General features: G+C 72.3%; 26 protein-coding genes. 6 read left to right on the forward strand and 20 right to left on the reverse strand.

From position 1 onward, the window contains the following. Nucleotides 1-113: 113 nt before the first annotated feature. Nucleotides 114-704, forward strand: a complete 591-nt coding sequence (locus tag ACH4VO_RS27140) for a hypothetical protein (RefSeq protein ID WP_360997226.1) — start codon at nt 114-116, stop codon at nt 702-704. 73 nt (nt 705-777) lie between these two features. Here the strand turns inward: ACH4VO_RS27140 and ACH4VO_RS27145 are convergent, their stop codons facing one another. The 4 genes from ACH4VO_RS27145 to ACH4VO_RS27160 form a co-directional block, all read right to left on the reverse strand. After that, nucleotides 778-1,902: a GuaB3 family IMP dehydrogenase-related protein gene (locus tag ACH4VO_RS27145; protein WP_360997224.1), complete on the reverse strand. Its 1,125-nt coding sequence runs from the start codon at nt 1,900-1,902 to the stop codon at nt 778-780. Between the two features lie 104 nt (nt 1,903-2,006). After that, nucleotides 2,007-3,509: an IMP dehydrogenase gene (gene guaB, locus ACH4VO_RS27150; RefSeq protein WP_360997222.1), complete on the reverse strand. Its 1,503-nt coding sequence runs from the start codon at nt 3,507-3,509 to the stop codon at nt 2,007-2,009. A 135-nt stretch (nt 3,510-3,644) separates the two neighbouring features. After that, nucleotides 3,645-4,220 carry a sigma-70 family RNA polymerase sigma factor gene (locus ACH4VO_RS27155; protein ID WP_056796454.1) on the reverse strand — a complete coding sequence of 192 codons (576 nt, stop codon included), beginning with the start codon at nt 4,218-4,220 and terminating at the stop codon, nt 3,645-3,647. A gap of 297 nt (nt 4,221-4,517) precedes the next feature. Beyond that, nucleotides 4,518-5,129, reverse strand: coding sequence for a response regulator transcription factor (locus ACH4VO_RS27160; RefSeq protein WP_003948568.1), 612 nt, complete (start codon nt 5,127-5,129; stop codon nt 4,518-4,520). Nucleotides 5,130-5,549: 420 nt separating this feature from the next. On the opposite strand from ACH4VO_RS27160, the gene ACH4VO_RS27165 reads away from it, so the two are divergent. Next, a complete protein-coding gene (locus tag ACH4VO_RS27165; protein ID WP_360997220.1) occupies nt 5,550-5,885 on the forward strand; it encodes a WhiB family transcriptional regulator in 336 nt (111 codons plus the stop codon). Nucleotides 5,886-6,093: 208 nt separating this feature from the next. On the opposite strand, the gene ACH4VO_RS27170 is transcribed toward ACH4VO_RS27165, so the two are convergent. Next, complete coding sequence (locus ACH4VO_RS27170) at nt 6,094-6,984, reverse strand: LysR family transcriptional regulator (protein WP_360997219.1); 891 nt, start codon at nt 6,982-6,984, stop codon at nt 6,094-6,096. A gap of 81 nt (nt 6,985-7,065) precedes the next feature. Here ACH4VO_RS27170 and ACH4VO_RS27175 point away from each other — a divergent pair, with 81 nt between their 5' ends. Together ACH4VO_RS27175 and ACH4VO_RS27180 are read left to right on the forward strand one after the other, a co-directional pair. Further along, on the forward strand, nt 7,066-7,734 hold the full coding sequence (locus ACH4VO_RS27175) for an MOSC domain-containing protein (RefSeq protein ID WP_360997217.1): 669 nt from the start codon (nt 7,066-7,068) through the stop codon (nt 7,732-7,734). A 103-nt stretch (nt 7,735-7,837) separates the two neighbouring features. Then, the gene (locus ACH4VO_RS27180; RefSeq protein ID WP_360997215.1) at nt 7,838-8,611 is read left to right on the forward strand and encodes an SDR family oxidoreductase; all 774 of its coding nucleotides are present in this window, start codon (nt 7,838-7,840) and stop codon (nt 8,609-8,611) included. Nucleotides 8,612-8,883: 272 nt separating this feature from the next. On the opposite strand, the gene groL is transcribed toward ACH4VO_RS27180, so the two are convergent. From groL to ACH4VO_RS27195, 3 genes are all read right to left on the reverse strand, one after another. Continuing rightward, nucleotides 8,884-10,509: a chaperonin GroEL gene (groL, locus tag ACH4VO_RS27185; RefSeq protein ID WP_360998025.1), complete on the reverse strand. Its 1,626-nt coding sequence runs from the start codon at nt 10,507-10,509 to the stop codon at nt 8,884-8,886. Nucleotides 10,510-10,607: 98 nt separating this feature from the next. Next, a complete protein-coding gene (gene groES, locus ACH4VO_RS27190) occupies nt 10,608-10,916 on the reverse strand; it encodes a co-chaperone GroES (RefSeq protein WP_028439209.1) in 309 nt (102 codons plus the stop codon). A 298-nt stretch (nt 10,917-11,214) separates the two neighbouring features. Next, entirely contained in the window at nt 11,215-12,165 is a 951-nt protein-coding gene (locus tag ACH4VO_RS27195) for a polysaccharide deacetylase family protein (protein ID WP_360998023.1), read from the reverse strand. 123 nt (nt 12,166-12,288) lie between these two features. Between ACH4VO_RS27195 and ACH4VO_RS27200 the strand changes: the two genes are divergently transcribed. After that, entirely contained in the window at nt 12,289-13,503 is a 1,215-nt protein-coding gene (locus ACH4VO_RS27200) for a methyltransferase domain-containing protein (protein ID WP_360998021.1), read from the forward strand. A 53-nt stretch (nt 13,504-13,556) separates the two neighbouring features. Here the strand turns inward: ACH4VO_RS27200 and ACH4VO_RS27205 are convergent, their stop codons facing one another. The 8 genes from ACH4VO_RS27205 to tsaB form a co-directional block, all read right to left on the reverse strand. Further along, a complete protein-coding gene (locus ACH4VO_RS27205) occupies nt 13,557-13,829 on the reverse strand; it encodes a DUF1876 domain-containing protein (RefSeq protein ID WP_069172051.1) in 273 nt (90 codons plus the stop codon). 74 nt (nt 13,830-13,903) lie between these two features. Next, nucleotides 13,904-14,368 (reverse strand): VOC family protein, encoded by a 465-nt coding sequence (locus tag ACH4VO_RS27210; RefSeq protein WP_360998019.1) that lies wholly within the window; start codon nt 14,366-14,368, stop codon nt 13,904-13,906. 121 nt (nt 14,369-14,489) lie between these two features. Then, nucleotides 14,490-15,731 (reverse strand): DUF6596 domain-containing protein, encoded by a 1,242-nt coding sequence (locus tag ACH4VO_RS27215; RefSeq protein WP_360998017.1) that lies wholly within the window; start codon nt 15,729-15,731, stop codon nt 14,490-14,492. A gap of 78 nt (nt 15,732-15,809) precedes the next feature. Continuing rightward, nucleotides 15,810-16,166, reverse strand: a complete 357-nt coding sequence (locus ACH4VO_RS27220) for a YciI family protein (protein ID WP_069171129.1) — start codon at nt 16,164-16,166, stop codon at nt 15,810-15,812. Between the two features lie 129 nt (nt 16,167-16,295). Beyond that, entirely contained in the window at nt 16,296-16,574 is a 279-nt protein-coding gene (locus tag ACH4VO_RS27225) for a hypothetical protein (RefSeq protein WP_069171130.1), read from the reverse strand. Beyond that, nucleotides 16,571-17,665 (reverse strand): tRNA (adenosine(37)-N6)-threonylcarbamoyltransferase complex transferase subunit TsaD, encoded by a 1,095-nt coding sequence (gene tsaD, locus ACH4VO_RS27230; protein WP_360998015.1) that lies wholly within the window; start codon nt 17,663-17,665, stop codon nt 16,571-16,573. Before tsaD ends, ACH4VO_RS27225 begins: the two co-directional genes overlap by 4 nt. Continuing rightward, the gene (gene rimI, locus ACH4VO_RS27235; protein ID WP_360998013.1) at nt 17,665-18,156 is read right to left on the reverse strand and encodes a ribosomal protein S18-alanine N-acetyltransferase; all 492 of its coding nucleotides are present in this window, start codon (nt 18,154-18,156) and stop codon (nt 17,665-17,667) included. The genes tsaD and rimI overlap by 1 nt, the downstream gene beginning before the upstream one ends. After that, the gene (gene tsaB, locus ACH4VO_RS27240; protein WP_360998011.1) at nt 18,153-18,815 is read right to left on the reverse strand and encodes a tRNA (adenosine(37)-N6)-threonylcarbamoyltransferase complex dimerization subunit type 1 TsaB; all 663 of its coding nucleotides are present in this window, start codon (nt 18,813-18,815) and stop codon (nt 18,153-18,155) included. The genes rimI and tsaB overlap by 4 nt, the downstream gene beginning before the upstream one ends. Nucleotides 18,816-18,995: 180 nt before the next feature. Between tsaB and ACH4VO_RS27245 the strand changes: the two genes are divergently transcribed. Beyond that, nucleotides 18,996-19,532 carry a hypothetical protein gene (locus ACH4VO_RS27245; protein ID WP_360998028.1) on the forward strand — a complete coding sequence of 179 codons (537 nt, stop codon included), beginning with the start codon at nt 18,996-18,998 and terminating at the stop codon, nt 19,530-19,532. A 177-nt stretch (nt 19,533-19,709) separates the two neighbouring features. Here the strand turns inward: ACH4VO_RS27245 and ACH4VO_RS27250 are convergent, their stop codons facing one another. The 4 genes from ACH4VO_RS27250 to alr form a co-directional block, all read right to left on the reverse strand. Continuing rightward, complete coding sequence (locus ACH4VO_RS27250; RefSeq protein ID WP_360998010.1) at nt 19,710-19,922, reverse strand: hypothetical protein; 213 nt, start codon at nt 19,920-19,922, stop codon at nt 19,710-19,712. Nucleotides 19,923-20,091: 169 nt separating this feature from the next. After that, complete coding sequence (gene tsaE, locus ACH4VO_RS27255; RefSeq protein WP_360998008.1) at nt 20,092-20,613, reverse strand: tRNA (adenosine(37)-N6)-threonylcarbamoyltransferase complex ATPase subunit type 1 TsaE; 522 nt, start codon at nt 20,611-20,613, stop codon at nt 20,092-20,094. Nucleotides 20,614-20,791: 178 nt separating this feature from the next. Continuing rightward, nucleotides 20,792-21,997: an alpha/beta hydrolase gene (locus ACH4VO_RS27260; RefSeq protein WP_360998006.1), complete on the reverse strand. Its 1,206-nt coding sequence runs from the start codon at nt 21,995-21,997 to the stop codon at nt 20,792-20,794. 235 nt (nt 21,998-22,232) lie between these two features. Then, on the reverse strand, nt 22,233-23,423 hold the full coding sequence (gene alr / locus ACH4VO_RS27265; protein WP_360998004.1) for an alanine racemase: 1,191 nt from the start codon (nt 23,421-23,423) through the stop codon (nt 22,233-22,235). Nucleotides 23,424-23,475 lie beyond the last annotated feature (52 nt).

Below are 23,475 nucleotides of genomic sequence, written 5' to 3' on the forward strand. Positions count from 1 at the left end.
ATCGCCCCCGAGGCCGGCTCCCGCACGGACGGGGGCCGTGTCGGCACGTACTGCTAGCCTGCGGCGTCACTTCTCGCACAGACGTGCGCCTCAGTCCCGGGGGGAACACCACCATGAGCCAGCCCGTTCAGCCGCCGAACCCACCTCAGCAGCCCTACGGCGGCGGACAGCCGACCGACGGGAACCCGTACGCGGCGCAGCAGCCCGGCACTCCCACGGGCAACCCGTACGCAGGTCAGCAGCCGAGTCCGCCGGCCGGCCAGTTCGGCGGCGGCATGCCGTTCGCCCCGGCGGCGCCGGTGCGCGACAACGTGGGGCTCGGTCTGCTCGCCGCCTTTGTCGCGGCCCTCGTCGCCGCCGGTGTCTACGGCGGGATCATCGGCGCCACCGAGCGCCAGATCGGTTACGCGGCCGTCGGGGTCGGTTTCCTGGTCGGCTTCGCGGCGGGCAAGGCCGGCGGGCGCAACCCCGCACTGCCGGTCGTCGGTGCCGCCCTCGCCCTGGCCGGCGTCTACGGCGGTCAGCTGCTCGGCGAGGCGATCCTCGCCACCAAGGTGGCCCCGGTGACCGTCCCGGAGATGTTCTTCGATCACTTCAGCCTGCTGAATGAGGCGTGGAAGGCCGATTCCGACGCGATCAGCCTCCTCTTCTTCGCGATCGCCGCGGCGGCCGCCTTCTCGGCCGCCAGGAAGTCCTCCGGCTGAGCGGGCCCGTACGTACGCCGCGGAGCCCGGACCGCAGAGGGCGGTCCGGGCTCCGGCGCACGTACGGGCAGCGTCAGCGGCGGTGCTGCGAGTCCGCGACCGTCACCTCGACGCGCTGGAACTCCTTGAGGTCGCTGTAGCCCGTGGTGGCCATCGCCCGGCGCAGCGCGCCGAAGATGTTCATCGAGCCGTCGGGGCTGTGCGAGGGGCCGGTGAGGACCTCCTCCGTCGTGCCGACGGAGCCGAGGTCGACCAGCTTGCCGCGCGGCACGTCCTCGTGCACGGCCTCCATGCCCCAGTGCCGGCCGCGGCCGGGCGCGTCCGTCGCACGGGCCAGCGGCGAACCCATCATCACGGCGTCCGCGCCGCACGCGATGGCCTTGGGCAGGTCGCCGGACCAGCCGACGCCACCGTCCGCGATGACGTGCACATAGCGGCCGCCGGACTCGTCCATGTAGTCACGGCGCGCGCCCGCCACGTCGGCGACCGCGGTCGCCATCGGGACCTGGATGCCGAAGACGTTGCGCGTGGTGTGCGCGGCGCCGCCGCCGAAGCCGACGAGGACACCGGCCGCGCCGGTGCGCATCAGGTGCAGGGCCGCGGTGTAGGTGGCACAGCCGCCCACGATCACCGGGACGTCCAGCTCGTAGATGAACTGCTTCAGGTTGAGCGGTTCCGCGGCGCCGGAGACGTGCTCGGCGGAGACCGTCGTACCGCGGATGACGAAGATGTCCACGCCCGCGTCGACGACGGCCTTGGAGAACTGCGCGGTGCGCTGCGGGGAGAGGGCGGCGGCGGTGACGACACCGGAGTCCCGCACCTCCTTGATGCGCCGGCCGATCAGCTCCTCCTGGATGGGGGCGGAGTAGATCTCCTGCAGCCGCGGGGTCGCGGTCTCCACGGGCATCTCGGCGATCTCGTCCAGCAGGGACTGGGGGTCCTCGTGCCGGGTCCACAGCCCTTCGAGGTTGAGGACGCCGAGGCCGCCCAGCTCACCGATACGGATGGCGGTCTGCGGGGAGACCACCGAGTCCATGGGAGCGGCCAGGAAGGGCAGCTCGAAGCGGTAGGCGTCGATCTGCCAGGCGATCGAGACCTCCTTCGGGTCACGGGTACGCCGGCTCGGCACGACAGCGATGTCGTCGAACGCGTATGCGCGCCGACCGCGCTTGCCGCGCCCGATCTCGATCTCAGTCACGATGATGTGGCCTTTCCTCTACGTCTGCGCTGACCAGTATCCCCGACACGCACATGAGGGGCGGTCCCGGGAACCCCGGTCCGCCCCTCACCTGCACCGACTCGTTACTGCCTGCTGTAGTTCGGCGCTTCGACCGTCATCTGGATGTCGTGCGGGTGGCTCTCCTTGAGACCCGCCGAGGTGATCCGCACGAACCGGCCCTTGCTCTCCATCTCGTCGACGGAAGCGGCGCCGACGTAGCCCATGGTCTGGCGCAGTCCGCCGACCAGCTGGTGGAGGACGTTGGCCAGCGGGCCACGGTAGGGCACCTGCCCCTCGATGCCCTCGGGCACGAGCTTCTCGTCCGCGGACACGTCGGCCTGGAAGTAGCGGTCCTTGGAGTACGAGCGCCCCTGCCCGCGGGACTGCATGGCGCCCAGCGAGCCCATGCCACGGTACGACTTGAACTGCTTGCCGTTGATGAACATCAGCTCGCCCGGGGACTCCTCGCAGCCTGCGAGGAGGCTGCCCAGCATCACGCTGTCGGCCCCGGCGGCGAGCGCCTTGCCGATGTCGCCCGAGTACTGGAGGCCGCCGTCGCCGATCACGGGGACACCCGCGGCACGCGCGGCGAGCGCGGCCTCGTAGATGGCGGTGACCTGCGGGACACCGATACCGGCGACCACGCGGGTGGTGCAGATCGAGCCGGGGCCGACGCCGACCTTCACCCCGTCGACGCCGGCGTCGATCAGTGCCTGGGCGCCGTCACGGGTGGCCACGTTGCCGCCGATGACGTCGATGCCGACGCTCGACTTGATCTTCGCCATCCAGTCGAGGGCGTTGCTGTTGTGGCCGTGCGAGGTGTCGACGATCAGGAAGTCGACCCCCGCGGAGGCGAGTGCCTGGGCGCGGTCCAGCGCCTCGGGGCTGGCACCGACGGCGGCACCGACGAGCAGACGGCCTTCGGCGTCCTTGGCGGCGTTCGGGTACTGCTCGGCCTTCTTGAAGTCCTTGACCGTGATGAGGCCCTTGAGGATGCCCGCGTCGTCGACCAGCGGAAGCTTCTCGATCTTGTGGCGGCGCAGCAGCTCCATGGCCTCCACGCCGGAGATGCCGACCCGCCCGGTGACCAGGGGCATCGGTGTCATGACCTCGCGCACCTGGCGCGTCCGGTCCGACTCGAAGGCCATGTCGCGGTTGGTCACGATGCCGAGGAGCTTGCCCCCGGCGTCGGTGACCGGCACTCCGCTGATGCGGAACTTCGCGCAGAGCGCGTCCGCCTCGCCGAGTGTGGCGTCCGGATGCACGGTGATCGGGTCGGTGACCATCCCGGACTCGGACCGCTTGACCAGGTCGACCTGGTTGACCTGGTCCTCGACCGAGAGATTGCGGTGCAGCACGCCGACGCCGCCCTGACGCGCCATGGCGATGGCCATCCGCGCCTCGGTCACCTTGTCCATGGCGGCCGACAGCAGGGGGATGTTCACCCGCACGTTGCGCGAGATGAGGGACGAGGTGTCGACCGCGTTGGGCAGGACCTCGGACGCGCCCGGCAGCAGCAGCACGTCGTCGTATGTCAGCCCGAGGGTCGCGAATTTCTCAGGCACGCCGTCGACGTTTGCAGTCATGACACCTTCCCCAAATGGCCTTGATCGGTGCGGATGTCCATGCTAACGGCCGTACGGGGTGTCTCATTCCACGAACAAGATCACTCAGCGCTTCTGTGGCTTGCTCCACACCGCGGGAGCCTCCGGAACCGGCCCCTACTGACCCGCGAGGGCCCTCAGCCTGCTCAGCGCGCGGTGCTGGGCGACCCGCACCGCACCCGGCGACATCCCCAGCATCTGTCCCGTCTCCTCCGCGGTCAGTCCGACCGCGACCCGCAGGACCAGCAGCTCGCGCTGGTTCTCCGGAAGATTGGCGAGAAGCTTCTTCGCCCAGGCCGCATCGCTGCTGAGCAGGGCGCGTTCCTCCGGGCCGAGCGAGTCGTCGGGCCGCTCGGGCATCTCGTCGGAGGGCACCGCGGTCGATCCGGGATGCCGCATCGCGGCCCGCTGGAGGTCGGCGACCTTGTGGCCCGCGATCGCGAAGACGAAGGCCTCGAAGGGCCTCCCGGTGTCCTTGTACCGCGGCAGCGCCATCAGCACCGCGACGCAGACCTCCTGCGCCAGGTCCTCCACGAAGTGACGGGCATCACCGGGCAGCCGGTTCAGCCGGGACCTGCAGTACCGCAGGGCCAGGGGGTGGACGTGGGCCAGCAGGTCATGGGTGGCCTGCGCGTCACCGTCGACGGCACGGTGCACCAGAGCACCGATCACCGTCGTCTCGTCGTCGCGCATCGGACCATGGTGCCTTGGTGCCGTCTGTTCCGCGGCATCGCGTCCCGAGTTGTGCACCGAAGCGTTATCAGCGGGTGTGCGGGTCTCATGAGCGGGTGCGCCGGATGTCATGGCCTGCGCCCTCCCCTTCCGCTCGACCGAATCGTTCCCGAGGAACTCCACGTCTCAAGGATGCGGCATCCGCCGGGAAGCGTCACACAGCGCTGGTGGGGAGGGGCCGGCCGCAGGTCCGCCGCCACCGTCGTCCCGTCCGCCGGTGTGCGGACGGGTCGTACGGCTACCGGCCCCGCCGCCTCATCAGCGGACCAGGCCCCAGCGGAAGCCGAGCGCCACGGCGTGCGCGCGGTCCGAGGCCCCGAGCTTCTTGAACAGACGCCTCGCGTGCGTCTTGACCGTGTCCTCCGAGAGGAACAGCTCGCGTCCGATCTCGGCGTTGGAGCGGCCGTGGCTCATGCCTTCGAGCACCTGGATCTCCCGGGCCGTGAGCGTCGGAGCCGCCCCCATCTCGGCGGACCGCAGCCGGCGCGGGGCGAGCCGCCAGGTCGGGTCGGCCAGCGCCTGGGTCACCGTGGCCCGCAGCTCGGCGCGCGAGGCGTCCTTGTGCAGGTATCCGCGGGCGCCGGCGGCGACGGCGAGAGCCACGCCGTCCAGGTCCTCGGCGACGGTCAGCATGATGATCCGGGCCCCCGGGTCCGCGGAGAGCAGCCGCCGGACCGTCTCCACACCCCCCAGGCCGGGCATGCGTACGTCCATCAGAATCAGATCCGAACGATCGGCCCCCCAGCGGCGGAGGACTTCCTCGCCGTTGGCCGCCGTCGTCACCCGCTCCACGCCGGGCACGGTCGCAACCGCGCGACGAAGCGCTTCTCGGGCAAGCGGGGAGTCGTCGCAGACGAGGACGGATGTCATGACCGTCCTCCGCAGCTGATGCGCGTCACCTTGAGCCTCCAGGCTGATACAAGTCGTCACCTGTGCGGTCGACCCCCTCGGACACCTGCCCGAGCTCGCTCTCCGTCAACCGCTTCCCCCTCCTCAACGACGGTCACTCGAAAGAGTTACGGGCTGCGACCTCCGGTTCGGCACTCTAAGTGAAGGCACGCACACGGAGGAGAGCGACGCGAGATCATTCACTCGTCAACCGATCTTTCACCCGGAGGCATGCCCTATTCAGCTGGATTTCTTCCCTTTTGCTGGCGTCTGTGACTACATTCGCAATCAGTCATATTTACATCTACTTACACCGTGGATGTACCGTCGGGACTCAGGTCGCCGACGAACGACGGTCGAGGGTGCCGTTTCCGACTCAGCAAGGTTTCGAGGGGACACGCAATGGCAGATTTCTCCCGCCTTCCCGGACCCAACGCAGATCTGTGGGACTGGCAGTTGCTGGCCGCCTGCCGCGGGGTCGACAGTTCACTGTTCTTCCACCCCGAAGGAGAGCGCGGGGCGGCCCGGAGCGCCCGTGAGACCTCGGCGAAGGAGGTCTGCATGCGGTGTCCGGTACGCGCCGAGTGCGCTGCTCACGCCCTCGCGGTACGGGAGCCCTACGGCGTGTGGGGCGGCCTGACCGAGGACGAGCGCGAGGAACTCATGGGCCGCGCTCGCAACCGCCTGATCTCCGCCCACTCCGGAGCCACGCCGGGAACACCCGGCGGTCCCACCTGACCCTCCGCGCCCCGAACCGAGCGCAGAAACGTTTCCCCGCACCTGGCGCGCCCGCTGTCGGACGTGGCGCCCCGGGTACGGCCGGGCGCGAGCTCCGGTCGGCGCGCCGCGCACCGCCCGCGCGACTCCCGCGACGCGGCGGCTCCCACGGCGCGGGGCCGCCCACCTCCGCCGACTGCCACCACGGGCCGCTCCGCCCGCCGGCCGCTCAGCGCGCGGCCGCCAGGGACAGCTGGTCCAGCGTGGCCGCCACCGCCGGGACCCGGGCCAGGTCGGGCAGGGTGAGCGCGACGATCTCCCGCTCCACCGCCGGCTCCACGGTGATGGTCCTGGCCCCCCTCGGGCGGACCGACTCGACGGCCAGTTCGGGCAGGACGGCCACCCCCAGCCCCGCACCCACCAGCCCGATGACCGCCGGATAGTCGTCGGTGGCGAAGTCGATCCGGGGGGTGAACCCGGACTCCTCGCAGACCTCCACCAGCTGGCGCCTGCAGCGCGGGCACCCCGCGATCCACGGCTCGTCGGCAAGCTCGCCGATGCCCACCGTCTCCGCACCCGCAAGCCGGTGCCCTTCGGCCACCAGCCCCACCAGCCGGTCCGTGAGCAGCGGGCGGACGACCAGATCGTCCCACTCGCCGCCGGCCGTCCCGTACCGGAACGCCAGCGCGATGTCGCAGTCGCCGTCGCGCAGCATCTCCACCGAGCGCGGCGGCTCCGCCTCGACGAGCGAGACACGGGTTCCGGGGTGTGCGGCCCGCAGCGCCGCCAGGGCGCCCGGCACCAGCGTGGAGCTCCCGCTGGGGAACGACACGAGCCGGACCCGGCCCGCGCGCAGTCCGGCGATCGCGGCGACCTCCTCCTCGGCGGCGGTCAACCCGGCGAGGATGCCGGAGGCGTGGCGCACCAGCGCCTCACCGGCCTCGGTGAGCCGCATCTCCCGCCCCGTCCGGATCAGCAGCGGGGTGCCCGCCGAGGACTCCAGCGCCTTCATCTGCTGGCTCACGGCGGGCTGGGTGCAGCCCAGCTCACGGCCGGCGGCGGAGAAGGAGCCGGTGGTGGCGACGGCGCGCAGGACACGGAGATGACGGGCTTCGATCACCTGTCCACCATAAGCGGTGCTTGCAGAAGCAAGCCAATAAGCACGGGCGTCTTTGAGGGCCGAATGGATAGCGTAGGGGGCATGAAGGTGCTGAGCGTGAATCTGGGCCGCCCCACCCCCTCCCCGGACACGGACGGTCCAGGCGGGGTCACCGGGATCGACAAGCGGCCGGCCGACGGCCCCGTCCTGGTCACCGACCCCGGTTCCAAGGGCCGGGGCGGTAGCGGCCTGGCCGGGGACACCGTGTGCGACCTGCGCCACCACGGCGGCTCCGACCAGGCCGTCTACGCCTTCGCACGCGAGGAGCTCGACGCCTGGGAGGCGGAACTGGGCCGGCCCCTGCCCAACGGCACGTTCGGTGAGAATCTGACGACCCTCGGCCTGTCGGTGAGCAGCGCCAGGATCGGTGAGCGCTGGCGGATCGGCGGCGGGGCGGTCCTGGAGGTCACGTCCGGCCGCATACCGTGCCGTACGTTCGCGGGTCACCTGGGCGAGAAGGGCTGGGTGAAGCGGTTCACCCTGACGGGGGCCACGGGCGCCTATCTGCGCGTGGTCGAACCGGGGACGATCCGCGGCGGGGACCCGGTGGAGGTCGTGCACCGTCCGGCCCACGAGGTCACCGCCGCACTGCAGTTCCGTGCCGTGACGACGGAGCGTGAGCTGCTGCCGCTCCTGCTGGCCGCCGGGGAGGCGCTGCACCCGGAGGCGCTGCGCAAGGCCCGGGAGTACGTCGCGGCGCACGCGTCCTGACGGCTCCGCGCGGGGCAGCGCACCGGCGCTCCGGGCGCGGTCGTGGACGGGGAAGGGCGGGCGGGCCGACGGCCTGTGCGCGCGGGGCACTAACGTGCCGCGTATGACGACTGCACTGATTACGGGCGCGACGGCGGGGATCGGCGCCGCCTTCGCACGGCGGCTCGCGGGTGACGGGCACAACCTCGTGCTGGTGGCCCGTGACACGGAGCGGCTGCGGGCCCAGGCCACCGAACTGCACGACCGGCACGGCATCGAGGCCGAGGTGCTGACGGCGGACCTGTCCACGGACGCCGGGATCGAGGCCGTCGAGTCCCGGCTGACGACGCCTACGAGCCCCGTCGATCTGCTGGTCAACAACGCCGGTTTCGGCACCAAGGGGCGCTATCTGGACGTCTCGACGGCCGACGAGCTGACCATGCTGAAGGTGCACTGCGAGGCGGTGCTGCGACTGACCTCGGCGGCCGCGGCGGGGATGCGGGAGCGCGGCCGCGGCGGAGTGGTGAACGTGGCCTCGGTGGCGGCGTTCCTGCCCCGGGGGACGTACGGGGCGTCGAAGGCGTGGGTCGTGCAGTTCACCCAGGGCGCGGCGAAGGACCTGGCGGGTTCGGGGGTGCGGCTGATGGCGCTGTGCCCCGGCTTCGTACGGACGGAGTTCCACGAGCGGGCCGGGATGGGTACGGACAACATCCCCGGCTGGATGTGGCTCGACGCGGACAAGCTGGTCGAGGCGGCCCTGGCCGATCTGGCCCGGGGCAGGTCGGTCTCCGTGCCGGATCCCCGGTACAAGGCGCTGATGGGCCTGGTGAAGGTGGCACCGCGGGGCCTCCTCGGCGGGGTGACCTCCCGGGCGGGCCGCAGCTACGGTCCCCGCTGACCGGGAGTGCCGCCCGCACACGCACCGGAGCCCGGTGCCCCCGCGACGGGGGTACCGGGCTCCGGCGGTGTACGGGACGGCCGTCCGGGGCGGGACTAGGGCGTGTGTCGAAAGTAGCGCCGTCTGCCCGAAGGGCAGGCTCGGCGGTGTCCGGTGCGTGCGATCGCAAGGCGGAGGGTCGCCCCGATACTGGATGTATCGGGGCGATCCCGACAACGCGGCGAGTGTGCGTGCCGGGCGCCGCCGGGCAGGCGGGACTTTCGATACACGGCCTAGTGCGAGTGGCCGTGCCCGCCGTGACCGGCGTCGGCCTCTTCCTCGGCCGGCTTCTCGACGACCAGGGTCTCGGTCGTGAGCAGCAGCGCCGCGATGGACGCGGCGTTCTCCAGGGCGGAGCGGGTGACCTTGACCGGGTCGATGACGCCGGCCTTGACCAGGTCGCCGTACTCGCCGGTCGCGGCGTTGAAGCCCTGGCCCTTGTCGAGCTCGGCGACCTTGGAGGTGATGACGTAACCCTCCAGGCCGGCGTTCTCGGCGATCCAGCGCAGCGGCTCGACGGCGGCGCGGCGGACGACCGCCACACCCGTGGCCTCGTCGCCGGTCTTGCCGAGGTTGCCCTCGAGAACCTTGACGGCGTGGACGAGGGAGGAGCCACCACCGGAGACGATGCCCTCCTCGACCGCGGCGCGGGTCGCGGAGATGGCGTCCTCCAGACGGTGCTTCTTCTCCTTGAGCTCCACCTCGGTGGCGGCACCGACGCGGATCACGCAGACACCGCCGGCCAGCTTCGCGAGGCGCTCCTGGAGCTTCTCGCGGTCCCAGTCGGAGTCCGTGGACTCGATCTCGGCCTTGATCTGGTTGACGCGGCCCTTGACGTCCGCGGCGTCGCCGCCGCCGTCGACGATGGTCGTGTCGTCCTTGGAGACCGTGACGCGGCGCGCCGTGCCCAGGACGTCCAGACCGGCCTGGTCGAGCTTGAGGCCGACCTCCTCGGCGATGACGGTCGCACCGGTGAGGGTGGCGATGTCGCCGAGCATGGCCTTGCGGCGGTCACCGAAGCCCGGGGCCTTCACCGCGACGGCGTTGAAGGTGCCGCGGATCTTGTTGACGACGAGGGTGGAGAGCGCCTCGCCCTCGACGTCCTCGGCGATGATCAGAAGCGGCTTGGAGCCACCCGACTGGATGACCTTCTCCAGGAGCGGGAGCAGCTCCTGGATGGAGCCGATCTTGCCCTGGTGGATCAGGATGTACGGGTCGTCGAGGACGGCCTCCATACGCTCCTGGTCGGTCACCATGTACGGGGAGAGGTAGCCCTTGTCGAAGGCCATGCCCTCGGTGAACTCGAGGTCCAGACCGAAGGTGTTGGACTCCTCGACGGTGATGACACCGTCCTTGCCGACCTTGTCCATCGCGTCCGCGATGAGCTCGCCGACCTGGCTGTCCTGCGCGGAGAGCGCGGCGACGGCGGCGATGTCGGACTTGTCGTCGATCGGGCGGGCGGTCGCGAGGAGTTCCTCGGACACGGCCTTCACCGCGGCGTCGATGCCCTTCTTCAGGGCGGCCGGGGACGCGCCCGCGGCGACGTTGCGCAGACCCTCGCGGACGAGCGCCTGGGCCAGGACGGTGGCGGTGGTGGTGCCGTCACCGGCCACGTCGTTGGTCTTGGTCGCCACCTCCTTCACCAGCTGGGCACCGAGGTTCTCGAACGGGTCGTCGAGCTCGACCTCGCGCGCGATGGTGACACCGTCGTTGGTGATGGTGGGGGCACCGAACTTCTTGTCGATGACGACGTTGCGGCCCTTCGGGCCGATCGTCACCTTCACCGTGTCGGCAAGCTTGTTGACGCCGCGCTCAAGGGCGCGACGGGCGTCCTCGTCGAACTTCAGAATCTTCGCCATGGGCTGAGCTGTCCTCTCAAACGAACTGCGCCCCTCGCCGCCCGGCTAGTTGTCACGCAGGCGGCCAGGGGCGCAGAACAGAAGCAAACGTGGGTGAATTACTTCTCGATGATCGCGAGAACGTCGCGCGCCGAGAGGACGAGGTACTCCTCGCCGTTGTACTTCACCTCGGTGCCGCCGTACTTGCTGTACAGAACGACATCGCCGGTCTTGACGTCGAGCGGAAGTCGCTCGCCGTTCTCGAAGCGGCCCGGGCCCACGGCCAGGACGACGCCCTCCTGGGGCTTCTCCTTGGCGGTGTCCGGAATGACCAGGCCGGAAGCCGTGGTCTGCTCGGCGTCGAGCGGCTGGACCACAATGCGGTCCTCGAGCGGCTTGATCGCAACCTTGGAGCTGGTGGTCGACACGATCCGGTCTCCCCCTTCGGAGATCTCACGGGGTTTAACAGTCAGTGGGTGGCGACCAGGCCGATCCGTCGTCGCGGGTGCCGGACCTGCCCTGTCGCAGAAGTGCTGGCACTCTCCAGTGGGGAGTGCCAGCACTGAGACTATGACCGGGATTAGCACTCGGTCAAGCGGAGTGCCAATTGACCACCCTCGCGTGGCGCGGCCGGCCGGGCCACGCCGGCACAACGCGGGAGGCGTCCCCAGGGTTCCGTGCGCTCCGCGCGAGCCCCTGCGAGGCGCCCGTACGGCAGCCGGCCCGTCAGACGTAGTCCTCCAGCCGGGCCACGGCGTACCCCTTGGCGGTGACCGTCCTCATGACGTTGCGGACCATGTCGGCCATGGAACCGCCCCACTGCGCGCGGCCCCGGAAGTGGGTGAGGATGATGTCACCGGGGTGCAGGTCACGGTCCCACTCGCGCCACTCCATGTGGTCGGGGAACGCCTCGGAGGCCCACAGGGGCACGGCCTTGATGCCGCAGGACGCGGCGATGCGCAGGGTGTCGCCGTTGTAGTTGCCGTACGGCGGCCGGAAGAGGGTGGGCCGCTTCCCGAAGTGCTTCTCGATCCGGTCCTGCGAGCCGCAGATCTCCCTCCGCTGCTCCTCCGCGGAGAGCCCGGGGAGATAGGGGTGGCTGAGCGTGTGGTTGCTGAGGGTGACGCCCCGGGCCTGCATGTCCTTGAAGTAGCCGTAGTCGTCCTTGACCTCGTAGTCGCTGAGGAAGGCGCTGTACGGGATCTTCAGCTCCGACATCATCCTCAGCAGTTCGGGGTCCTTCTCGGCGCCGTCGTCCATGGTCAGGAAGACGACGCGCTCCTTGGTGGGCACGGTGGTGAAGACCGGCGGAAGGTCCTCCCCGCCCTCGACCTCGAAGCCCTCACGGGTGGTGATGTGCGGCTTCTCGGCGGGTGGCGGCGGGGCGGTGAGCGGGGCCTTCGCCAGCCCCCACTTCTTCGCGACCGCGGCACGGGCGGCCTGCTGCCGCTTCAGGCGCGCCGCCTCGGCCACCGCTTCGGCCTTCGCCCTGGCCGCGGCTGCCGCCTCGGCCTCCACCGCGGCGGGGCCCGGCTGCCCGGTGGTGGCCCCCGGCTCCCCGGCGGCCGGCTCCCGCCCCACCGCGGGCCCCCCGTCCGAGCGGTCTCCGCACCCGGAGGCGGCTGCGCCGATCAGCAGGGCGACCAGAACCCCGCAGACCTTTCTGTGGGGGTTCATGACCCTTTTTTCATTTTGTCTTACTAGTTGCATGGCGCCGCATCCTGCCACCGGGACACCGGCCGCCTCGGGCGACACCTCCGCCGCACCCGGCGCATCCCCCGCCTGGCTCACAATGGAGCCGTGAACGCCCTTCCCCCTGCCGACCTGAGCGACCCGCTCGCCGCACTCGCCGCCCTGCGTACCCCGCAGGGAGCGGCACTCCTGGACGAGCTCCGCGACCACGACCCCGCCCGGGAACTCGCCACGGCGACCCGGCTGCGCCGTACCCACCCCACGGCCCTGGTGTCGGCGGCGCTCGGTCAGGCGCGCCTGCGGCAGCGCGCGGTGGCGAAGTTCGGGGCGGCCGACGCGTACCGCATGTTCTTCACCCCCGACGGCGTGGAACAGGCGACCCGGACCTCCGTCGCCTCCCACCGTGCCGGGCGGCTGGCGGGGCTCGGCGTGCGGAGCGTCGCCGACCTGTGCTGCGGCATCGGCGGCGACGCCGTCGCCCTCGCCCGTGCGGGGATCGCGGTCCTGGCCGTGGACCGCGACCCGCTGACCGCCGAGACCGCCCGCGCCAACGCCGAGGTGCTCGGCCTGGGGGACCTCATCGAGGTGCGGTGCGCCGACGTCACGGACGTCGACACCTCCCCGTACGACGCGGTCTTCGTCGATCCGGCCCGGCGCGGCGGGCGCGGCCGGATCTTCGACCCGGAGGCGTACTCACCCCCGCTCTCCTGGGCGACCGCCGCCGCCCTGAAGGCACCCCGCGCCGCGCTCAAGATCGCGCCGGGGGTCCCGCACGAGGCGATCGGCCCGCTCGCCGAGGCCGAGTGGATCTCGGACGGCGGCGATGTGAAGGAGGCGGTCCTCTGGTTCGGCGACGGCTTCACTCCCGGCGCGTTCCGGGCCACCCTGCTGCCGTCCGGCGCGACCCTGACCGCCGCCGCCCCGCTCCCCGCGCCGCCGGTCGGCCCCGTGGGCCGGTACCTGTACGAGCCGGACGGTGCGGTCATCCGCGCCCACCTGGTCGCCGCCGTCGTCGAGGAGTGCGGGGGCAGGCTGATCGACGAGACGATCGCGTACGTGACGAGCGACACGCACCACGACTCCGACTACGCCACCGCGTACGGGATCACCGATCAGCTGCCCTTCAACACGAAGAGGCTGAAGGCCCTGCTGCGGGAGCGCGGGGTGGGTGTCCTGACGGTCAAGAAGCGCGGCTCGGCGGTCGAACCCGAGGAGCTGCGGCGGAAGATGAAGCTTCAGGGGCCGCACTCCGCCACCGTCTTCCTGACCCGGGTGGCGGGCGCCCCGACGATGCTGCTCGGGCACCCGGCGAAGCGCCCCTGAGCGGGTCGGCCGTCGGCCGTGCCGCGGGGCCGGCCCGGTCAGCTCAGCTCAGCTCAGGTCAGCGGGTACGAGGTCCGGCCCGCCGCCTCGTCGATCTCGTCGTGCGCCTTGGTGAGCAGCTTCATCGCCAGTTCGTTGAGCGCGCGGGCACCCGCGATCTCCTCACCGACTCTCGGCTGTTCCGCGTCGGAGGGGTGCCGGCTGGCGTAGCCGTGAGCCCGGACCTCGGTCCCGTCGCTCAGCCGTACGAGTGCGGCCGCACGGGTGCGGTGGGTGTCCTCCTCGAACTCCAGCTCGACGTGCCAGCCGACCGTGGTCTCCATCATGACGGTCACCTCCCGGAAGAATCCTTCTTCCAGCGTGCGCCCCTTTCCCGGGAGGCGCACGTGCCGACCGGCTCTCAGGCGTTCCGGACCGCCTCGATGTCCAGCTTCCGCATTCCCATCATGGCCTTCATGGCCCGCTCCGCCTTGGCCCGATCCGGGTCGGCGAACAGCTCGACCATGCCGCGCGGGACGATCTGCCACGACAGGCCGTACTTGTCCTTGAGCCACCCGCACTGGCCCTCCTCGCCGCCCTCGGTGAGCGCGGCCCACAGCCGGTCGACCTCCGCCTGGTCCTCGCAGTCGACGGTCAGGGAGATCGCCTCGGTGAACGGGAACTGCGGGCCGCCGTTGAGGGCGACGTACTCCGTGCCGGCGAGGCGGAACTCCACGGTCATGACCCTGCCCGCCTCGACCGGGGCGCCCTCGGCGTAGTGGGTGACGTTCTGGACACGGGAGTCCCCGCCGAAGACCGAGACGTAGAACTCCGCGGCTTCCTCGGCCTGGTCGTCGAACCACAGGAAGGTCTTGATCTTCTGCATGGGTCTCTCCTCGCTCGGTGGGGTGCTTCCCGTCCCGTGTCTCCCACGGGCCGCGGGACGCGGTGTCCACTCGGCACGCGGAAGGACGCGGTGCACGGTAGACCCCCTCCGGCGCCGGAACTCATCGCGACACGCCCTGGGCGCGGGCGAGCAGCAGCGCCCGCTCACGCGCGTTGCGGGTCAGCTCCGCCGCCCACAGGAACTCCGCCCGCGCCTCCTCACGCCGCCCCAGCCGCTCCAGCAGGTCACCGCGCACGCTGGGCAGCAGGTGATACGCGGTGAGCGCCGGGTCGTGCGTGAGCGCGTCCGTCAGGGCGAGGCCCGCCGCGGGGCCCTCGGCCATGGAGACGGCCACCGCGCGGTTCAGTTCCACCACGGGCGACGGCGCGGTCTTCGCCAGGGTGCCGTACAGGGCGGCGATCGTCGCCCAGTCCGTGTCCTCGTAGCGGACCGCGCGGGCGTGGCACGCGGCGATCGCGGCCTGCAGGGCGTACGGGCCAGGGGCGCCGCCCGCCGCGTGCGCCCGTTCCAGGGCGGCGAACCCCCGTCGGATCAGCAGCCGGTCCCAGCGCGAGCGGTTCTGGTCCGCGAGCAGGACGGGCGCGCCGTCGGCCCCCGTCCTGGCCCTGGTCCGTGAGGCCTGCAGCTCCAGCAGGGCCACCAGCCCCTGCACCTCGGGCTCACGCTCCATCAGACCGGCCAGCAGCCGGGCCAGCCGCAGCGCGTCCTCGCACAGCGCGGGGCGCAGCCAGTCGTCACCCGCGGTCGCCGCGTACCCCTCGTTGAAGATCAGGTAGATGACGTCGAGTACGGAGCCGAGGCGGGCGGCCCGCTCGGCACCGTCGGGCACCTCGAAGGGGACCCCGGCCCGGCCCAGGGTCCGTTTGGCGCGGACGATGCGCTGGGCGACGGCCGGCTCCGTGGCCAGGAAGGCGCGTGCGATCTCACCGGTGGTCAGTCCGCCGAGCAGCCGCAGGGTGAGGGCGACGCGCCCCTCGGTCGGGAGCACCGGGTGGCAGGAGGTGAAGACCAGCCGGAGCAGGTCGTCGTCGATGTCCTCGGGGTCGGCGGGCTCGGGCGGCGGCACGTCCTCCAGGGCCCGTCCGACCTCGGCGAGCTTGCGGGCGTAGGTCTCCTTGCGGCGTACGAGGTCGATCGCCCGGTGCTTCGCCGCGGCCGTGAGCCAGGCACCGGGCCGGTCCGGGACGCCGGTACGCGGCCACTGCTCCAGCGCCGCGACGAGGGCGTCCTGCGCGAGCTCCTCGGCGATGCCCACGTCCCGTACGACGCGCGCCGTCGCGGCGATGATCCGCGCCGACTCGATGCGGAACACGGCTTCGACGGCACTGCTCACTTCTGTCACGGCCACCCATCAGAGCAGCCGGGGGCGGGGTCGGCAAACGGCTGCCGCCCCGCCCGGGTGCGGTGGGACCCCCGCCCGTCAGCCTTGGGCGATCTCGCGGATCTCGGAGGTGACGTTCCAGTACTCCTCGTGGGTCGCCAGGAAGCGCTTGGTCCACTCCAGGGCCTCCGCCTTGTCCTTCGCCTCGATGAGGGCGTAACCGCCGACGACTTCCTTCGTCTCGGTGAACGGCCCGTCGGTGACGGTGAACTCGCCGTTGGACCAGGTGACCCTGGTTCCCTGAGAGGTCGGGGTGAGCCCGGCGGTGTCCAGCAGGACGCCGGCCTTCGTCATCTCCTCGATGAGCTCGCCCATGCGCTGCATCAGGCCCTCGCTGGGGCCCTCCGCGGGGGTGTTGTTCTCGTCCATACGGATCATCGTCAGATAGCGCGGCACTTCTTCTCCTCGGATCGCGCGGCGGGCTGTTCCCGCCTCTCACCCCTGCGTCGAACGGGGAGGGCCCGGATCGACACCTCCCCGAAAAATTCTTCCGGGAGATCGTCCGGCGCGGCCACCGGGGTCCGGTCAGCCGCCCGCCGGGCCGAGGGACTCGAAGCGCCAGCGGTGCACGGGCCGGGTGATCAGCGCGGCGTCGGGTTCGGGCAGCTCGGGCAGGTCGTCCCCGTACGCCGCCTCCCACCAGGTGAGGACGAGCACCCGGTCCTGCGGGGCGCGCAGGAGTTCGGCGCGCAGCGGGGGCCGGGCCAGCTCTCCGGCCCTGGCCCGGGCCCACTCCAGGAGTTCCGGGCCGCGGCCCTCGGCGGCCCGGGCCTCCCACATCAGGGCGACGGTCGTGCCGCTCATGAGTAGAGGTTGTCCTTGCTGATCTCGTGCACGTGCTCGTGGGCGTCCGCGCCGGGGACGTGGGGTTCGGTGACCGGCAGCGAGGAGTCCGCCGAGAGTTCCAGGTCGGAGGCGGGGCGGTTGCGGGCCACCATCTCCGCGCCCAGCGCGGCGACCATCGCCCCGTTGTCGGTGCACAGCCCGGGCCGGGGCACGCGCAGCCTGATCCCGGCCCGTTCGCAGCGTTCCTCGGCCAGGGCCCGCAGCCGCGAGTTGGCCGCGACTCCGCCGCCGATCATCAGGTGATCGACGCCCTCGTCCTTGCAGGCGCGGACGGCCTTGCGGGTGAGCACGTCGACGACCGCCTCCTGGAAGGACGCGGCGACGTCCCGTACGGGCACGTCCTCGCCGGCCGCCCGCCTTGCCTCGATCCAGCGCGCCACGGAGGTCTTGAGGCCGGAGAAGGAGAAGTCGTACGCGGGGTCCCGGGAGCCGCTCAGCCCGCGAGGGAACGCGATCGCCTTCGGGTCGCCCTCCTTCGCCAGCCGGTCGATGACCGGACCGCCGGGGAAGCCGAGGTCCAGCACACGGGCGATCTTGTCGAACGCCTCGCCCGCCGCGTCGTCGATGGTCGCGCCGAGCGGCCGTACGTCGCGGGTGATGTCGGGGGCCAGCAGCAGCGAGGAGTGTCCCCCGCTGACCAGCAGCGCCATGGTCGGCTCGGGGAGCGGGCCGTGTTCCAGCTGGTCGACGCAGATGTGGGAGGCGAGGTGGTTCACCCCGTAGAGCGGCTTGTTCAGCGCGTACGCGTACGCCTTGGCGGCCGAGACGCCGACGAGCAGCGCGCCGGCCAGCCCGGGGCCCGCCGTGACCGCGATGCCGTCGAGGTCGCGGGCGCTGACGCCGGCCTCCTTCAGGGCACGCTCGATGGTGGGGACCATCGCCTCCAGGTGCGCGCGGGAGGCGATCTCCGGGACGACACCGCCGTAGCGGGCGTGCGTGTCGACGCTGGAGGCGACGGCGTCGGCGAGCAGTGTGGTCCCCCGCACGATGCCGACGCCGGTCTCGTCGCAGGAGGTTTCGATACCGAGTACGAGCGGTTCGTCAGCCATCAGTCAGTCTCTGTTCCTTGTACGGTCAGCCGCATGACGAGTGCGTCGACGTTCCCCGGCTGGTAGTAGCCCCGGCGGAAGCCGATGGGTTCGAAGCCGAAGCGTTCGTAGAGCTTCTGCGCGCGGGTGTTGTCGACACGGACCTCCAGGAGCACCGCGGTGCACTCGAGGGCGGTGGCGTGTCTGAGCAGGTCGGTCAGGAGTTCGGATCCGAGACCGCCGCCCCACTGGCCCCGGCTGACGGCGATCGTCTGCACGTCGGCGAGGTCACCGGCCGTGGCGAGGCCCGCGTAGCCGACGATCCGGCCGCTCCCGGGGTCCTCGGCGACGACGTAGCGGTGGGTGGCCTGCGGGCCGCGGGCCCGCGCCAGCTCGGACCAGAACATGCCGGCCGACCAGGCGTCCTCGGGGAACAGTTCGTGTTCGAGCTCCAGCACCGGGTCGATGTCCCACCAGCGCATCTCGCGGAGCACAGCGGTCGTGGTCGTCACCGGGGGGTGACCACCTTGTAGTTCTTCGGGACCTGGGCGTCGGGCCTGCGCAGGTAGAGCGGCTGCGGCGGCAGCAGGCCGGTCCCCGCGGCGAGGCGTTCGGCGGCGAGGGCGGCGAGCGCCCCGGCCCGCACGTGCTCGGGGCCCCGGGCGTCGGGGAACGCGTCCGGGTAGAGCAGGGCGCCCGCGCCGACGACCGGCAGGCCGGTGAGCCGGCCGGCGATGTCGGCGGGCCGGTCCACGCCGGGCTCACCGGTCCGGGTGCGGGCGTCCTCGTACCTCGCCCAGTAGACCTCCTTGCGGCGCGCGTCCGTGGCGACGGCGAACGGTCCTTCGAGGCCGTCCAGGCCGGCGGCGTACGCGAGGCCGTCGAGCGTGCACACGCCGTGCACGGGGACGGAGAGGGCGGAGCCGAAGGTCGCCGCGGTGACCAGGCCGACGCGGAGCCCCGTGTAGGGGCCGGGCCCGACCCCGACGACGACGTCCGTCACGGCGTCGAGCTTCAGTCCGGCCTCGGTGAGGACGCGGTCGACGGCGGGCAGCAGCAGCTCCCCGTGCCTTCGGGCGTCGACCTGGCCGGTTTCGGCGACGACGGAGGTTCCGTCGTGGAGGGCGACGGTGACGGCGGGGGTGGCGGTATCCACGGCGAGCAGGAGCACACAAACAGCCTACGGCTCCGCCGACTCGGGTACGCCCGCCCCGTACGTCGTCCCGATACGCCCTTCCGCTGCTGGTAGCGTCGCCCGGGTACACGCATGTACGACGTAAATGCTTGTACGACTTACGACGGACGGCATGCGAAAGGGGAGCTTACGGTGGCAAGGGGCAGCTCGGGAATCGTGGCCGGGCTCACCGCCGCGGCGGTGGCCGCGGTCTGTTTCCTCGCCTACCAGGCCTCGGCGAACGCGCCGGACTCGGTCGCCGCCCCCTCCCCGGGCGCCTCCGGAACCGCGGCGGCCTCGCCCTCCCCGAAGCCCTCTCCCCCGCCGCGGCCGCTCGCGGTCCCCGCGGACTCGGGTACCGGGACGCGGGTGGTGTACGCGCTGAAGGACCGGCGGGTCTGGCTCGTGGACGACACGGAGAAGGCGCTCCGGACGTTCACGGTCATGCCGAGCGCGGTCAGCCCGCCGCCCGGCGTCTACGGGGTGACCTCACGGTCCGGCAGCATCAAGGGCTCGGACGGCGTACTGATCGAACACGTGGTGCGTTTCGCGAACGTCGGCGATGTCTCCGTGGGCTTCAGCGCCGCGCAGGACGGCTCGATGCCGAGCCCGGACCCGACGCTGAAGACCGGCGGGGTGCGGATGAAGCGCCCCGACGGCAATGCGATGTGGACCTTCGCGACGGTCGGCGCCAAGGTCGTCGTCGTCCCCTAGCCCTCGCCCCGCGGTGACGGACGGGCGCGGTCCGTCGGGACTCGAGCCCTCGGCACGGCGGTACCCCGCCAGGCGCGGCGGCGTCCGAACCGGCCCCGGACGCATGCGGACGTTCCGACGACGCGGCGAAGTACGAGTAGCTCTCGTCGCGGATCCGCCGGCAACTGCGGGAGACCCTCAGGCGGCGTCACGTCCGGCGGTCAGGTGCCCCCGCCCGTCGTCCTCGTGCCCGTCCTCGTCCAGGTTCGGGTGGCCCCCGTCGCGCGGGGGTGTCGAGACCGCCGTCGCGGCGGCGCAGGAGGCCAGCAGGTCCCGCATCGTCACCTCGGACGGTGGCGGCGGCTCGGCCTGCGGCGACCGCGGTCGCGCTTCTCGCTCGGGTACCGGCATGACATGCCTCCTCGGGCTCGGACGGGAGACCCGGCCGGTGGAAGTTAGGTAAGCCTAACCAAGTCTCCCACCCATGTGAACACGGCCGGCGCCTCTCACGCAACATGTTACCGACACCCTGTCGGAAAATGTCGGCGCGGAGCGGCCCCGGCCGTCCTCCCGGCAGGTGTCAGACCGCGGCCAGCTCCGTCGGCAGCTCCGCCCAGCGCGCCCCGACACCCACCAGGGTCACCGTGCGGCGCTCGTCGTCCGTGTCGCCGACGGCACGGTCGATCACCACGTGGAGCCGGTCGTCCGACAGCTCCTCGACCTTGCCTTCGCCCCACTCCACGACGACCACCGAGTCCGGCAGCGACACGTCGAGGTCCAGGTCCTCCATCTCGTCCAGGCCCCCGCCCAGGCGGTACGCGTCGACGTGGACCAGGGCGGGGCCCGCGCCCAGCGGCGGGTGGACCCGGGCGATCACGAAGGTGGGCGAGGTGACGGCGCCGCGTACCCCGAGGCCCTCGCCGAGGCCCCGGGTCAGGGTGGTCTTGCCCGCGCCGAGCTCGCCGGTGAGCATCACCAGGTCGCCGGGGGCCAGCACTCCGGCGATGCGGCGGCCCAGGTCCCGCATCTGTTCGGGGGACTCGACGGCGAGGTCCAGGGTGACGGCGCCCGGGGCGGCGGTGTCGTGTGCTGCTGCTTCCATGCCGTCCAACGTTACGGCCTCGCCCCCGGCGGGCGGCGAGGCCGTCGGACGGTCAGGATGTCCGGGGCGCGTTCCGGACGGAGTGCCGGCCGCCCGCAGGACGGGCCCCGGCGTCGTCCGGTGCCCGCGGTCGCGGGGCGGAGGACCAGCCCCGGCACCCCCTGCTGCGGAACCCGCCTCAGGCCGGTACCGCGCCGATCCGTACCAGAAGGTCCGCGAGCCGGTCGGTGACCGTCTCGGGGTGCTCCAGCATCACCAGGTGACCGGCGTCCGGCACGATGACCAACTCCGCGTCCGGGAGTACGTCCGCGATGGCCTCGCTGTGCGAGCTGGGCGTCACCAGATCCTTGTCGCCCGCCAGGATCAGGACGGGGATCTCGCGGAAGGCGGGCAGCGCCCCGCTCTTGTCGTGCTCGGTGAAGGCCGGATAGAACTCGGCGACCACGTCGATCGGCGTCGACTCGATGAGCCGCTCCGCGAACCGGGCGACCGCCGGGTCCACGTCCCGCGATCCGAACGAGTACCGCTTGATCAGCCCGGCGAACAGGTCGGCGGTCGCCCGCCGCCCGCGTTCCACCAGCTCCGCCTGCGAGCCGAGCGCCTTCAGCACACCGGGCAGCACCCGGCGGACCGCGTTGACTCCGGCCACCGGCAGCCCGAAGTTCACCTCACCGAGTTTCCCGCTCGACGTGCCGACGAAGGCGACGGCGGCGACCCGGTCACGGATCAGCTCCGGATACCGGTCGGCGAGGGCCATTATCGTCATGCCGCCCATCGAGTGCCCCACCAGCACCAGCGGTCCCTCGGGGGCCGCCGCGTCGATGACCGTCTTCAGGTCGCGGCCGAGCTGGTCGATGCCGATCGGTACGCCCTCGGCCTGCGACCTGCCGCGCTCGGAGCGGCCGTGGCTGCGCTGGTCCCAGTGGACCGTGCGGACCAGACCGCGCAGCGCTGCCCGCTGGAAGTGCCAGGAGTCCTGGCCGAGGCAGTAGCCGTGGCTGAAGACCACGGTCACGGGCGTCGGTGCCTTGATGCCGAAGAGCCGGCGCCGGCGCGGGCCGGAGCCGGCCGGGGCCCGCCCGCCGGGCGCGCCCGGCGGGCCGTCGGCTTCGACCTCTTCGACCTCGTAGTACAGCTCGGTGCCGTCGTCCGCCACCGCCCGGCCGGGCAGTCCGCGCAGCGCCCCGTACGGGCCGGCGGCGTCCAGGGCCAGGCGCGCCCTCTTACGCATGCCGCGGCCCACCGTGAGCCGCTCGACGGCGACTCCGGCCGCCGCGCCGGCGGCGACGACGCCTATCGCCGCCCCGGCGAGGCCCGCCCGCCGCCAGCCCGCCGCGGCGGCCGCCGTCGCCGCGGACACGTCCCCCGCGCTGGTCTCACTCACCTGCCGTGCTCCCTCGTCGTTGTCGTCGGCCCGGCCTGCCGCCTGTCCGGCCTCCCGGGGCCGTACACCTGAGGCGTGTGCCGGACGTAGCGCCGCCCGCCCGGAGGGCGGACCCGGCGGCGTCCGGTGCGTACGACCGCACGAGGCGGGGCGCCCCGGTACCGGAGCGACCCCGGCAGCACGGCGCGTGTGCGTGCCAGGTGTCTCCGGGCGGACGGGACTTCCGGAACACGGCCTAGTCCCGGCCGTCGCCCGCGTGCGGCGCGCCGCCGGCCCCGCCCGTGCCACCCGCGCCGACGTAGACCCGGGGGACCCGCCCGCCGATGCGCGTGACGATCTCGTACGCGATCGTGTCCGCCGCCACCGCCCAGTCCTCGGCGCTCGGCTCCCCCCGGTCCCCGGGGCCGAACAGCACCGCCTCCGCGCCCGGCGCCGGGGTGTCGCCCCCGAGGTCGACCACGAACTGGTCCATCGCCACGCGGCCCGCCACGGTCCGCAGCCGCCCCGCCACGAGGACGGGACCCCGGCCCGAGGCATGGCGCGGGACACCGTCCGCGTAGCCGACGGGCACCAGCGCGAGGGTCGTCTCGGCCGGCGTCGTGTAGTGGTGCCCGTAGCTGATGCCGTGGCCCGGGGGCACCTGCTTGACCAGGGCCACGGAGGCGGAGAGCGTCATGACGGGGCGCAGCCCGAAGTCCGCCGGCGCGCCCAGTTCGGGGCTGGGCGAGATGCCGTACATCGCGATCCCGGTACGTACGAGGTCGAAGTGGGACTCCGGGAGCGTGAGGGTCGCCGGGGAGTTGGCCATGTGCCGCACCTCGGGCCGCACGCCCTCCTTCTCGGCGTACGCCACCATGTCGCGGAAGACGTTCAGCTGCGGGGTGATCGAGGGGTGGCCCGGTTCGTCGGCGCAGGCGAAGTGGGACCAGAGGCCCGTAACGCGCAGGACACCCTCGTCCTCGGCGGCGCGGGCGGCGGAGACGAGCTCCGGCCAGTCGGCGGGCTGGCAGCCGTTGCGCCCCAGTCCCGTGTCGGCCTTGAGCTGGACCCGGGCCGGGACGCCGGCCTCCGTGGCGGCGGCGACGACCTCCCCGAGCGCCCACATCCCGCTCACCGACACGTCGATACCGGCCTCGATCGCCTCGCGCCACGGGCCGCCCGGTGTCCAGAGCCAGCACATCACCCGGCCGCCGAGCCCGGCCGCACGCAGGGCGAGCGCCTCCTGGGGTGTGGCGGTTCCCAGCCACGTCGCGCCCGCCTCCAGCGCGGCCTCGGCGCAGCGCACCGCGCCGTGCCCGTAGGCGTCGGACTTCACCACCGCCATGAGCTGCGCCCCGGACGCCCGCGCGCGCAGGGCGCGCACATTGGCGCGCAACGCGGCGAGGTCGATCTCGGCACGGGCTCTCGTGGTCGCTGTCTCGTTCATCGCGTCCAGTCTCTCAGAGCCGTACGCCGGTGCCCCCGGCGTCCCGGCCCGT

Source organism: Streptomyces sp. NPDC020780, assembly GCF_044334475.1.
Classification (GTDB): domain Bacteria; phylum Actinomycetota; class Actinomycetes; order Streptomycetales; family Streptomycetaceae; genus Streptomyces.

Bases quoted from the DNA above. Each gene is read 5' to 3' on its own strand.
- ACH4VO_RS27140 (WP_360997226.1), top strand. From the start codon at position 114: ATGAGCCAGCCCGTTCAGCCGCCGAACCCACCTCAGCAGCCCTACGGC.
- guaB (WP_360997222.1), bottom strand. From the start codon at position 3,509: ATGACTGCAAACGTCGACGGCGTGCCTGAGAAATTCGCGACCCTCGGG.
- ACH4VO_RS27155 (WP_056796454.1), bottom strand. From the start codon at position 4,220: ATGCGCGACGACGAGACGACGGTGATCGGTGCTCTGGTGCACCGTGCC.
- ACH4VO_RS27160 (WP_003948568.1), bottom strand. From the start codon at position 5,129: ATGACATCCGTCCTCGTCTGCGACGACTCCCCGCTTGCCCGAGAAGCG.
- ACH4VO_RS27165 (WP_360997220.1), top strand. From the start codon at position 5,550: ATGGCAGATTTCTCCCGCCTTCCCGGACCCAACGCAGATCTGTGGGAC.
- ACH4VO_RS27175 (WP_360997217.1), top strand. From the start codon at position 7,066: ATGAAGGTGCTGAGCGTGAATCTGGGCCGCCCCACCCCCTCCCCGGAC.
- ACH4VO_RS27180 (WP_360997215.1), top strand. From the start codon at position 7,838: ATGACGACTGCACTGATTACGGGCGCGACGGCGGGGATCGGCGCCGCC.
- groL (WP_360998025.1), bottom strand. From the start codon at position 10,509: ATGGCGAAGATTCTGAAGTTCGACGAGGACGCCCGTCGCGCCCTTGAG.
- ACH4VO_RS27195 (WP_360998023.1), bottom strand. From the start codon at position 12,165: ATGAACCCCCACAGAAAGGTCTGCGGGGTTCTGGTCGCCCTGCTGATC.
- ACH4VO_RS27205 (WP_069172051.1), bottom strand. From the start codon at position 13,829: ATGATGGAGACCACGGTCGGCTGGCACGTCGAGCTGGAGTTCGAGGAG.
- ACH4VO_RS27210 (WP_360998019.1), bottom strand. From the start codon at position 14,368: ATGCAGAAGATCAAGACCTTCCTGTGGTTCGACGACCAGGCCGAGGAA.
- ACH4VO_RS27225 (WP_069171130.1), bottom strand. From the start codon at position 16,574: ATGAGCGGCACGACCGTCGCCCTGATGTGGGAGGCCCGGGCCGCCGAG.
- tsaD (WP_360998015.1), bottom strand. From the start codon at position 17,665: ATGGCTGACGAACCGCTCGTACTCGGTATCGAAACCTCCTGCGACGAG.
- ACH4VO_RS27250 (WP_360998010.1), bottom strand. From the start codon at position 19,922: ATGCCGGTACCCGAGCGAGAAGCGCGACCGCGGTCGCCGCAGGCCGAG.
- tsaE (WP_360998008.1), bottom strand. From the start codon at position 20,613: ATGGAAGCAGCAGCACACGACACCGCCGCCCCGGGCGCCGTCACCCTG.
- alr (WP_360998004.1), bottom strand. From the start codon at position 23,423: ATGAACGAGACAGCGACCACGAGAGCCCGTGCCGAGATCGACCTCGCC.